General features: G+C 69.2%; 7 protein-coding genes. All 7 read right to left on the minus strand.

Annotation, left to right across the window (positions count from 1 at the left end; translation table 11 throughout):
- Positions 1–98 precede the first annotated feature (98 nt).
- The gene (gene flgH, locus ACH65_RS14735) at positions 99–785 is read right to left on the minus strand and encodes a flagellar basal body L-ring protein FlgH (protein WP_049623375.1); all 687 of its coding nucleotides are present in this window, start codon (positions 783–785) and stop codon (positions 99–101) included.
- 10 nt (positions 786–795) lie between these two features.
- Positions 796–1,581: a flagellar basal-body rod protein FlgG gene (gene flgG, locus ACH65_RS14740; protein ID WP_049623376.1), complete on the minus strand. Its 786-nt coding sequence runs from the start codon at positions 1,579–1,581 to the stop codon at positions 796–798.
- Between the two features lie 76 nt (positions 1,582–1,657).
- A complete protein-coding gene (gene flgF / locus ACH65_RS14745; RefSeq protein WP_049623377.1) occupies positions 1,658–2,398 on the minus strand; it encodes a flagellar basal-body rod protein FlgF in 741 nt (246 codons plus the stop codon).
- Between the two features lie 10 nt (positions 2,399–2,408).
- On the minus strand, positions 2,409–3,656 hold the full coding sequence (gene flgE / locus ACH65_RS14750) for a flagellar hook protein FlgE (protein WP_049623378.1): 1,248 nt from the start codon (positions 3,654–3,656) through the stop codon (positions 2,409–2,411).
- Between the two features lie 115 nt (positions 3,657–3,771).
- On the minus strand, positions 3,772–4,452 hold the full coding sequence (locus ACH65_RS14755) for a flagellar hook assembly protein FlgD (RefSeq protein WP_064504874.1): 681 nt from the start codon (positions 4,450–4,452) through the stop codon (positions 3,772–3,774).
- Positions 4,453–4,466: 14 nt separating this feature from the next.
- The gene (gene flgC, locus ACH65_RS14760; protein ID WP_049623379.1) at positions 4,467–4,910 is read right to left on the minus strand and encodes a flagellar basal body rod protein FlgC; all 444 of its coding nucleotides are present in this window, start codon (positions 4,908–4,910) and stop codon (positions 4,467–4,469) included.
- Positions 4,910–5,308 (minus strand): flagellar basal body rod protein FlgB, encoded by a 399-nt coding sequence (gene flgB, locus ACH65_RS14765; protein WP_049623380.1) that lies wholly within the window; start codon positions 5,306–5,308, stop codon positions 4,910–4,912. Before flgB ends, flgC begins: the two co-directional genes overlap by 1 nt.
- Between the last annotated feature and the right edge of the window lie 370 nt (positions 5,309–5,678).

Genomic DNA, 5,678 nt, shown 5'->3' on the forward strand with positions numbered 1-5,678 from the left:
TCGCGCTCCCCCGAGGGGAGCGGAAGCCGGCGTGCCGGGCGGGCTCGCGGCCTCGTGCTTGTCCGCATCCGTCGCCGGCATGGATTCGAAGCGCTGCATCAGAACGGCATCCACTTGGAATTGAAGAACCGCGACAGCCACCCGCGCGTGTTCGCATCCGCCAGCGTGCCGCGCCCCGTATAGGCGATGCGCGCATCCGCCACGCGGGTGGAATCCACCGTGTTGTCCTGGCCGATATCCTGCGGCCGCACGATGCCGGCAATGCGCACCAGCTCCTGGCCTTGGTTGATGGTCAGCCACTTCTCGCCGCGCACCAGCAGGTTGCCGTTGGAGAGGCGCTTGGCCACGGTAACGGTGATCTCGCCGGTGAGCTGGTTGCTCTGGCTGCTGGAGCCGGTGCCGTCGAAGCTGCGGTCGCCATTGGTGCCGATGGTGGCGTCCTTGCCGCCCAGGCGCAGGGTCTGGCCGAGGAGGGTGGGCGCGTCGATGGCGGTCTTGTCGCTCTTGCTGGTGCTGGTGGTGGCCTTCTTGCTGGCCTGCGTGCTCTCCACCAGCACGATGGTGAGGATGTCGCCCACGCGGTGCGCGCGCGGGTCGGCGAACAGCTCCATGCCCTGCGCGTCGTGGTAGATCGAGCCGTCCGCCGGCGGCGGCGCCACGTCCTCGCTCGGCAGGGTGGCGGCCCAGTTGCCGTCGTCGCGCGGCGGCTGCATGGCGCAGCCGGCCAGGGTCGCCAGCAGCGCGGCGGCGGCGAGGAGACGGGAGGCGGAAGGCAGGATCGGCATCGTGGCGCGCTCAGGTATGGCTGCTGATGAACTGCAGCATGCCGTCCACCGCGCTGATGGCCTTGGAGTTCATCTCGTAGGTGCGCTGGGTCTCGATCATGTTGACCATCTCCTCCACCACGTTGACGTTGGAGGATTCGAGCGAGCCCTGCTGCAGCGTGCCCATGCCGTTGAGCCCCGGCTGCCCGGCCTGGGGCACGCCGCTGGAGGCGGTCTCCTGGTACAGGTTCTGGCCCATCGGCTGCAGGCCGGCGGGGTTGACGAAGTCGGCCAGCTGCAAGGTGCCCACCTGCACCGGCGCGGCGGTGCCGGTGGCCGTGGCGGTGACGGTGCCGTCGGTGCCGATGGTGATGCTCTGCACATTGTTGGGCAGGGTGATGGCCGGCTCGATGGCGTAGCCGTCGGCGGTCACCAGCTGGCCGTTGGAGTCGGTGTGCAGCTGGCCGTCGCGGGTGTAGGCCACGGTGCCGTCGGGCATCGTCACCTGCAGGAAGCCGCGGCCCTGGATGGCCACGTCCAGCGAGTTGCCGGTCTGCGTCACCGCGCCCTGGGTGAACAGCTTCTCGTTGCCCACCACGCGCACGCCGGTGCCCATCAAGAGGCCCGAGGGCGACTGCGTCTGCTCGGTGGTCTGGCCGCCGGGCTGCCCGTTGTTCTGGTACATCAGGTCCTGGAACTCGGGGCGCGAGAGCTTGTACGCGGTGGTGCTGGCGTTGGCCAGGTTGTTGGAGATGGCGTCCATGCGCGTCTGCTGCGCGTCGAGGCCGGTCTTGGCGATCCAAAGGGAAGAGAACATCACTCGCTCCGCGTCGTGGTGGCCGGCCCGGATTCAACCGGATGGCTTGCGGCCGTCATGGTTCGTGCGCTGCGCATCAGTTGGCCTGCAGCAGCTTGGTGCTGGCGTCGGCGTCGTCCTCCGCCGTCTTCATCGAGCGCACCTGCATCTCGTACTGGCGCGACAGCGCGATCATGTGCACCAGCTCGGTGGACGGGTTGACGTTGCTGCCCTCCAGCGCGCCGGCGGACAGCTCCACGGTGGCGTCCGCGTCGGCCGCGCCACCGCCGGCCAGGCGCATCAGGCCGTCCGCGCCCTTCACCAGCTGCGCGGGGTCGGGGTTGACCAGCTTGATGCGCTCGACCGCCGCCACCGTGTTCGGCCCCTGCCCCAGCGGCACGCTGGAGACGGTGCCGTCGTCGCCGATGGTGATCTGGGTGCTGTCGGGCACGTTGATCGGGCCGCCGTTGCCCAGCACCGGGTTGCCGGCGGCGTCGGTCAGGGTGCCGTCGGGGGTCAATTGCAGGTCGCCGGCGCGCGTGTAGGCCTCGCTGCCGTCGGCCGCCTGCACCGCGATCCAGCCGCTGCCGCGCACGGCCACATCCAGCGAGCGGCCGGTGTGCTTGAGCGGGCCTTCCTGGTTGTCCTGCCCCACGCCCTGGGCCACCGCGTTGATGCGCGAGGCCTCGCCGGGGCCGAGCACCGGCACGCTCTGGAACGCGGCCAGCTCGCTCTTGAAGCCGGTGGTGGAGGCATTGGCCAGGTTGTGGCTGACCGCGTCCTGGGCCCGCATGATCTGCGTGGCCCCGGTCATCGCGATGTAGACGGAACGGTCCATCGCTCAAGGCTCAGCGGGAGACGGCGTTGAACAGCGCGCTGGTCAGCGTGTTGTCGGTGCCGAGCACCTGCGCACTGGCCTGGTAGTTGCGCTGCGCCTTGATCATGTCCACCAGCTGCGCGGTGGTGTCGGCGGTGTTCGACTCCTCCAGCGCGCCCGACTGGATGGTGCCGAACTGGCCGCTGCTGGCCGTGCCCATCACCGGCACGCCCGAGTCGGTGCTGGCCGCCCAGGCGGTGTTGCCGAGCTGGCGCAGGCCCTGCATGTTGGCGAAGTTGGCCACCGCCAGCTGGCCGATCTTGCTGCTCTGGCCGTTGGAGTAGTTGGCCACCACCACGCCCGCGCCGTTGATGTCGATGGACGACAGCACGCCGGCCGGGTAGCCGTCCTGGTTGACGGTGCCGCCCGAGTAGTCGGTGCCGAACTGGGTGGTCTTGCCGAAGTCCAGGGTCAGCGCCTGCGTGGTGGCGCCGTTGCCGTAGTTGACCGCGTTGAAGCTCACCTTGCCGTTGACGCCCGCCGCGCCGCTGGCGCTGGTGCTGCCGGCCAGGGTGCCGTTGGGGCCGAAAGTGAGCTGGCTGGTGCCGGCGTTGTTGCCGTCCACGTACAGGTGCGCGTCCCAGCTGTTGACGCCGGTCTTCACGTAGTACACCGAGGCCTGGTGCGAGGTACCCAGCGAGTCGTACACGGTGAAGGTATTGGTGTTGGTGTAGCTGGTGGAGTCGCTGGTGCTGAAGGGCACCGTGGCCGGCACGCCGGCGCTGGCCGGCAGGTTGGAGGCGATGGTGGCCGTGCCGGTCGCCGTGGCCGTGCTCTGCGCGGTGACCAGGTTGAGGTTGTTCAGCGCACTGGTGTCGAAGCTGTCGGTGCCCGCGTTGTAGGGGTACACCTGCAGGTGGTAGCCCTCGCTGTTCACCACTTCGCCGTCGGGGTTCTGGTGGAACGCGCCGGCGCGCGTGTAGGCGTAGCCGCTGCCGGTGTTCACGGTGAAGAAGCCGTTGCCGCTGATGGCGAGGTCCAGGCTGTTGCCGGTGGTCTCGATGTCGCCCTGGTTGAACTGCTGCGCCACGTCCGCCAGGCGCGCGCCGCTGCCCACGGTGGTGGCGTTGAGGTTGAGGCCGGTGGTGGCGTAGACGTCCGCGAACTCCGCCCGCGAGCCCTTGAAACCGGTGGTGTTGGCGTTGGCGATGTTGTTGGAGATGACGTTGAGGTCGGACTGGGCCGCGTTGATGCCGCTGAGCGCCTGGTTGAGTGCCATGCTTGAATCCTCGGGAAGTGGAAGCGGGAAGCGGAAGTGCCGTCGTGAATCGGCTGTCGTGAATCGGCTGTCGTAAAAACCGGCCGTCGCGCAGCGGCCGTCGGGAAATCCGGCGTCAGAGAATCTGCGCGACCTGGCTCAGCGGCACGCCGCCCACGCCGGCCACCTGCAGGTAGGTGCCCACGCTGCTGCCGCCATAGCCCACGCCGCTGACCTTGCCGGCGACGTAGGTGTCCAGCGCGTTGCCGCCGCTGCTCGCCGACACGCTGTAGGTGCCGGCCGGCACGGTCTGCCCGTTGTCGTCCAGGCCGTCCCAGGTGAACGACGCCAGGCCCCCGGCCTGGCTGCCCAGGTCGATCGTGCGCACCACCTGGCCGGCGGCGTTCTTCACCGTCACCGCCGCCGTGCCGTCGGCGGGCAGGTTCACCGCGCCTGACATGCTGCTGCCCGCATAGGCCACGTGGGAGGCGGGCACCAGCACGTTGCGGTCGATCAGGTTCGAGGAACTCAGCACCTGCGTGGTCTGCAGCGAGCTGCCCAGGTTGCTGCTCAGCGACTGCAGGTTGGTGTTGAGATCCTGCGTGGCCGAGAGCTGGCTGAACTGCGCCAGCTGTGCCACGAACTGCGAGTTGTCCATCGGGTTGGTGGGGTCCTGCGCCTGCAGCTGGGCGGTCATCAGCTTCAGGAAGTCGGCCTGGCTCATCGAGCTGCCGGCCAGGCCGCCGCTCGAGGCCGTGCCCGAGGTGCCGGACGAAGCGCCCGGCGCGGAGGGGATGTTGTTGATCGGGTTGCTCATGCTTGGCGCTCCGGTCACTTGCCGAGGTCGAGGGTCTTCACCAGCAGCTGCTTGGTGGTGTTCATCACCTCGACGTTGTTCTGGTAGGAGCGCGAGGCGGAGATCATGTTGACCAGCTCGTCGATCGGGTTGACGTTGCTGCCGTACACGTAGCCGCTGGCGTCGGCCATCGGGTTGCCGGGCTCGTAGCGGCTCTCCACCGGGCGCTGGCTCTCGCTGACGCCCAGCGTGCGCACGGCGGCCTCGCCGTCGCCGTTGCGGCCGTCCGCCGTGCCGGCGAACTGGCGCCCGGCCTGCTCGCGCGCCGCGGCGAACAGCGGCTCCTTGGCGCGGTAGGCGGTGTCGGGGCTGCCGCTCACGCTGTCGGCGTTGGCGAGGTTGCTCGCCACCGTGTTGAGCCGCAGCGACTGCGCGGCCATGCCGGAGCCGGCCACGTCGAAGATCTTGAACAGGGACATCAGCTCTGGCCTCCGGTGATGGCAGTGCGCAGCATCTGCACCTGCGCGGTGATGAAGGCCAGGCTGGCCTGGTAGTGCACGCTGTTGCCGGCGAAGGCGGCCTGCTCCTGCTGGGTGTCGACAGTGTTGCCGTCCATGCTCGGCTGGCTCGGCACGCGGTAGGCCGCGGTGCCGGCGGCCTGCGAAGCCGTGTCGATCTGCCCCGGCGTCGGCGCCGCCAGCGCCAGCGCGCCGTCACCGCCCTGCGCCGACAGCGCCTTGCGGAAGTCGAGGTCGCGCGCGAGGTAGCCGGGGGTGTCGGCGTTGGCGAGGTTGCTGGCCAGCACTTCGCTGCGGCGCTGCCACAGTTCCAGCGCGCCGGTGTGCAGTCCGAACAGGTTGTCGACGGGTGGATTCATCTGCTCTTGCCTCCGCGGCGGGCCCGGGTGGTCCGCGCGGTTCGTCTGGCAAGTCGTGTGCCAAGGGGGCGGAAGCCTTGCTGGGCTTGGGTTGGCGGGGTGGTGGGATGGCCGCTGACGCGGGCGTCGGCGAGGTGGAGTCGGTTTTCCGACGCGGCATGGGGGCCGGCGCGCTTTGTTTCCTTATCCTCTGTTGGGGCACGCGGGGAGGCGCGAATGGTGGCGTTGGCTTTTGAGGAAGCGGAGAGGGTTGGGCGCGACCTGGCCGGCCCCTTGGGCCGGGGTTTCGCTCATCTGCCGATGAGCGAGTTACTTCTCTTTGCTTGCCCAAAGAGAAGTAACCAAGAGAAACGGCACCCCGATGCGGCGC

Source organism: Frateuria defendens (genome assembly GCF_001182895.1).
GTDB classification, from domain to species: domain Bacteria; phylum Pseudomonadota; class Gammaproteobacteria; order Xanthomonadales; family Rhodanobacteraceae; genus Frateuria_B; species Frateuria_B defendens.